The sequence below is a fragment of the Aquidulcibacter sp. genome (genome assembly GCF_020253525.1).
Taxonomy (GTDB): domain Bacteria; phylum Pseudomonadota; class Alphaproteobacteria; order Caulobacterales; family Aquidulcibacteraceae; genus Aquidulcibacter.
This window is the reverse complement of sequence record NZ_JADCBK010000063.1, coordinates 1-4,634: the sequence shown is the minus strand read 5'-3', so window position 1 is coordinate 4,634 and position 4,634 is coordinate 1. Positions and strand designations below refer to the sequence as shown.

The window sequence follows — 4,634 nt, the reverse complement described above, 5'->3', positions numbered from 1 at the left end:
GGACCTTGTGGGACTTTGCGCTCGGCAGTCTGGGACCCGGCTGCGCCGTCCGATGACATCGCTTTTAGTTGCTTTGTTCTAGAAGGCTTATGCGCGGGCTCAGCGCGCCCCTAAAAGCAAAGGGCGCATCCCGGTTCTGGAATGCGCCCTCAGTTCGTCGCACCTTAGATCGGCGCTTTAAAAGATTACTTCCGCGGCTTGCGGTCGGTCGCGACGGCGGTTGTGACTTTCATCTTTTTGTTTTGGAAGGTTTGCGCATCCGATGGCGTTAGGATTGGACGGCCAATCATAATGCCCATGGTGATGGACTGAACCACAAAATAGGTCTCGCCGGGCTCGATCTCCAGACGCAGCGTGTCGGTGACTTCCGATTGGATGTTGAATTCGCGCGGGCCTGGGTCGACCACATGCACAAAATAGCTGCCATTTTGCAACTTACCAATGCCCGTATCACCTTCGCGGATCGAGAAGCTAAGGGCCGCGCCGGTCAATTTTGCCTGACGGAAGAACACGACTTGGCCCTTGCCTTCAGGGGGGGCCATGATTGGGTTTGGCCCAGGGAAGGCAACGACGGGCTGCGCAGGCGCTTCTGGTGCGGGTGCAGGTGCAGGTGCTGCTTCAGTTGGTGGGGTGGGAGCAGGCTCTGCCGACGGAGGTGCGGGCGGGGCCTCTGCCGCTGGTGGAGCCGTAGCTGGGGCAGGTTCAGCAGGCGGTGTCGCCATGGCGGCTTGCGCGAAGGCAGACGAACCGGACATGGAGAAGGCCATTAAACTGACGGTGGCAACAAGGCCCCGCATATCAAGAAGAGGCTTAGTCGTATCTACAGATTTCATAGCAAAAATCTCCAAAAGCTATGATGAGGAAAAAGACGTGCACATCCGATGATGATCTCAGGTCAATCAGGGTGCGGGCGCAGCCACTGGCGGCACAAATGGCGCTGAGAGCTTGGCGATGGCCCAAGAACCAGACGGAATCTCGACATGCCCACCTGTGATTAGAAAGCTGGCCATACCCACATAGGGGACAAAGCTGGTAGCCATGACGACATTGCTGCGGTCTTCACCCCCCTGAGGGCGTAACTGAAGGCCGCGAATGGCAATATTGGTTCCATTCAAAGTCAAATAGCGGCCGGCAATCACCAGCTTACCGGGTTTGCCGCCAATGCCGGGCTTACCCACATCAATGACTTCGCCCATGCCCGTAATGCCTGCTGGAATGACAATCGTGTCGCCAATCTTGAGGGGCTGGGCAAGCTTGAGTGCGAATTTATCCCCGACTTTACTGGTCTTGGTCGACAGCATATCGGTGATCTCAATATCCATGGATGTGCCAGCGGGAATGGAAACCACGCTGGCGACGGGGGCTGACGCAGGGGCTGATGCGGCAGCGGGTTGGCCCAAAGGCGCTGTTGCTTGGGCGGTAGGCTCAGTCGCAAAAGACGCGGCGGGGATTAAAAAGCTCGAAAAAATCGAGAGGGTCGGAATCAGTTTGGTAAAAAAAGACATAAATTCGCACTACCATAAGGAGTAGAGCGGTCAATTACTTTTCAACAGCTATCACTTTAAGGTGATCATTGCAGTTACAGAAACGCACCGGTTCCTCTAAGAAACCACCAATTCTCGAATTTCTACCGTGCCGCCCGCTTCATAGGTTGGATTACCAGTTAGGCAGGCGCGGGCGGCCTCTAAGTCATTGGCTTTGACTTTAATGTAGCCTGCAAGCTGGCGGGTGAGTGCGGCCGCCTCCCCCTGTTTGCGAAACGCCTGCCCCTCCCCGATCGAACTGCCGCCCTGAAAATGGCCTTCGGCGATCAAGCGACCAATATAGGCCTCCCAATCCGCATCCACCTCTGGCGAGCTCGTGTCGGCATGCATCAGCAGGATGAAGTCTTTCATGTTCAGGTCCGTTCTTTGGCGTGGGCGAGCATATAGGCCCGCAAAACGGCATTCATGCGGCTCAAATGTCCTTTGCCTTGGGCTTTAAACCAATGAAGCACATCCTCATCAACACGCAGCGAAATGGCCTGCTTGCTGGTTGCGCTTGGCATGATCAGACGCGCGGTTTGGAAAAAGGCCGCCTCCATGTCGGGCAGGCCGGAAAAATCGATCCGATCTTCTGGCAACGCCTCAATCGGTGCCAATCGCTCTTTCGCGTTCGTCATTGAAGAATTTCCCTGGGCCGTTTGCTATGGCGACTATGATCGTATATACAAATGTATATTATCTTGTCAAAAATGAGGCCAATACAGTATCGCCTTGGCAGAGTTTTCGTTCAGAAGGTTTTGAAGAATGTTGCTTCGAGGTGATGCACCCACGCAAATGACCCCGCACCCGCGCGCACCCTCCCCCTAATCCATCCATCCGCCCACTGCGTATCTTAGCCCATGTCGTCTTTGCCCTTTGACCCCACCTCGCAAGCCTTAATCCGCGTTGATTGGACGGGCACACGGGCGGCTGGGTTGGTACGGCTGGAAGCTTTTCTGCCCGCAGCGGGGCAGGCCTATAGCCGCACGCGCAATACAGATTTAGGCCCAGATGACCGTTCCAACGTGTCGGCCTTATCGCCGTGGCTGGCCCGCCGTGTGATCACCGAAGAAGAGGTTGTGGCCCGCGTGATGGCCACGCATGGCTTTGTGAAGGCTGAGAAATTTATCCAAGAAGTCTATTGGCGCAGCTATTGGAAAGGCTGGCTAGAGATGCGGCCACAGGTGTTGACGCGCTTCAACCAAGACCGCCTCGCCCTCAAACACGTGGTGGCAGAAGATGATGCGCTGGCCGAGCGGCTTCGACGCGCCAAAGCGGGTGAGACGGGCATTGCTTGCTTTGATGCTTGGGTGCGTGAACTCACGACTTTGGGCTGGCTGCACAATCATGCCCGCATGTGGGTTGCCAGCATTTGGATCTTTACCTTGGACCTGCCGTGGCAATTGGGGGCAGACTTCTTTTTCAAGCATTTGCTGGACGCCGATGTGGCTTCCAACACCTTGTCATGGCGCTGGGTGGCGGGCTTGCACACAAAGGGCAAGCATTATCTGGCGCGCGCCAGCAATATTGAGACCCATACTTTGGGTCGCTTCCACCCGGTGGGCCAATTGGCCGAGACGGCTTTGCCCTTAAGCGAGCCCTTTTTGGAAACAGGGCCAAGTGCCCTGCCCGTTGGCGAAGTCCTGTTTGAAGAACGGGTTGGGCTTTTGCTGCACAGTGATGATCTGCATCCCGAATCCTTACCCCTGACAGCTAAGGTGGTGGGGGCGGCCCTGTTGCGCTCGCCCGAAATTGGCCCTGTCGATGGGCCAAAGAACAAATTTCTGCGCCGGGCTGAGCAAGATGCCTGCACCCGCCTTGAGGCAAAGTTCGATGTGGCCGCCCCATTGATGGCTAGCCTTGAAGAGGCGCTGAGCTGGGCAGTTGGTTTGGGCGTGACAGAGATAGCGACACCCTATGCGCCGGTGGGCCCGATTGCTTGGCATTTGGCCGACCTCAAACGTGCCTTGGCAGAGCATGGGATAAGACTTGTGCGGCTGCGCCGGTCTTGGGATAGCCGGACTTGGCCCTTGGCCACGGGCGGCTTCTTTAAGCTGAAAGAGAAATTGCCCAATCTGGTGCGTGATTTGGGCCGGATATGATCGACATCGTCTGGTTTAAGCGCGATTTGCGCGTCCACGACCATGCGCCTTTGCGCGCCGCCCACCAAAGCGGCCATCGCGTCCTTCCGTTTTATCTTGTGGAACCAGAGCTTTGGGCCCAGCCCGAACTATCGGGCCGCCAGTTTGCCTTTTTGGGTGAATGCTTGGCAGACTTAGATGAATCGCTACAGGCGCGTGGGGCGGGTCTGGTGGTGGAGGTGGGTGCGGCGTGCGAAGTCTTTGCCCGCTTGCATGCCCGCTATGGCATTTCAGCCATCCATGCGCATGAGGAAACGGGCCTGTTTTGGACCTATCAGCGCGATAAGGCGGTGCGGGCTTGGGCAAAGCGGGCGGGCGTTTCTGTGATCGAACATCGCCAGCATGGCGTGTGGCGTGGGCCCAGTACGCGCAATGGTTGGGCTAAGCGCTGGGATGCGATGATGGCGGCCCCGCCCGTGGATGCGCCAGACGCCCTAAACCCTATTGGGCATCAAAGCACAGCTTTCCCAGAGGCAGAGAGCGTGGGCATCGCCCCTGATCCATGCCCACAGCGGCAAAGGGGCGGACGTCGCGAGGCAATCGGGCTTTTGAAAAGCTTCCTGCACGAGCGCGGGCGCAACTATCGTAAGGCCATGTCTAACCCGGCAGAGGGGGCAGAGGCCTGCTCGCGCCTCTCACCCCATTTGGCCTTTGGCACACTTTCGATGCGGGAGGCCTATCAGGCCGCCAGTCGCGCCCAAGCCCGCCACTTGGCAGCCGGCGACACAGTCTATGCGGCGTCCCTCACCTCCTTTTTGGCGCGCCTGCATTGGCACTGCCACTTCATCCAAAAGCTGGAGGATGAACCCGAGATCGAGCTGCGCAATATGCACCGCGCCTATGATGGCCTGCGGCCCGCGCGACCCGAAGATGCGGGCCTAGCCCAAGCGTGGATTGAAGGGCGGACGGGTTTTCCCTTTGTCGATGCCTGTATGCGGTCGCTGGCCGCGACCGGCTGGCTCAACTTCCG

Annotated in this window: 6 protein-coding genes; 2 read left to right on the top strand and 4 right to left on the bottom strand. The window is 57.8% G+C overall.

Translation table 11 applies throughout. From position 1 onward, the window contains the following. Positions 1-185: 185 nt before the first annotated feature. From IOB61_RS08215 to IOB61_RS08200, 4 genes are all read right to left on the bottom strand, one after another. Positions 186-833 (bottom strand): DUF2846 domain-containing protein, encoded by a 648-nt coding sequence (locus tag IOB61_RS08215; protein WP_290814957.1) that lies wholly within the window; start codon positions 831-833, stop codon positions 186-188. A 66-nt stretch (positions 834-899) separates the two neighbouring features. Beyond that, positions 900-1,505: a hypothetical protein gene (locus IOB61_RS08210; protein ID WP_290814954.1), complete on the bottom strand. Its 606-nt coding sequence runs from the start codon at positions 1,503-1,505 to the stop codon at positions 900-902. A 96-nt stretch (positions 1,506-1,601) separates the two neighbouring features. Next, the gene (locus tag IOB61_RS08205; protein ID WP_290814951.1) at positions 1,602-1,895 is read right to left on the bottom strand and encodes a YciI family protein; all 294 of its coding nucleotides are present in this window, start codon (positions 1,893-1,895) and stop codon (positions 1,602-1,604) included. Positions 1,896-1,897: 2 nt separating this feature from the next. Next, positions 1,898-2,161, bottom strand: a complete 264-nt coding sequence (locus tag IOB61_RS08200) for a BrnA antitoxin family protein (RefSeq protein WP_290814948.1) — start codon at positions 2,159-2,161, stop codon at positions 1,898-1,900. A gap of 222 nt (positions 2,162-2,383) precedes the next feature. Between IOB61_RS08200 and IOB61_RS08195 the strand changes: the two genes are divergently transcribed. Then, positions 2,384-3,625, top strand: a complete 1,242-nt coding sequence (locus IOB61_RS08195; protein ID WP_290814945.1) for an FAD-binding domain-containing protein — start codon at positions 2,384-2,386, stop codon at positions 3,623-3,625. After that, on the top strand, positions 3,622-4,634 hold a 1,013-nt coding region (locus tag IOB61_RS08190; protein WP_290814942.1), incomplete at its 3' end, for a deoxyribodipyrimidine photo-lyase. The genes IOB61_RS08195 and IOB61_RS08190, both read left to right, overlap by 4 nt.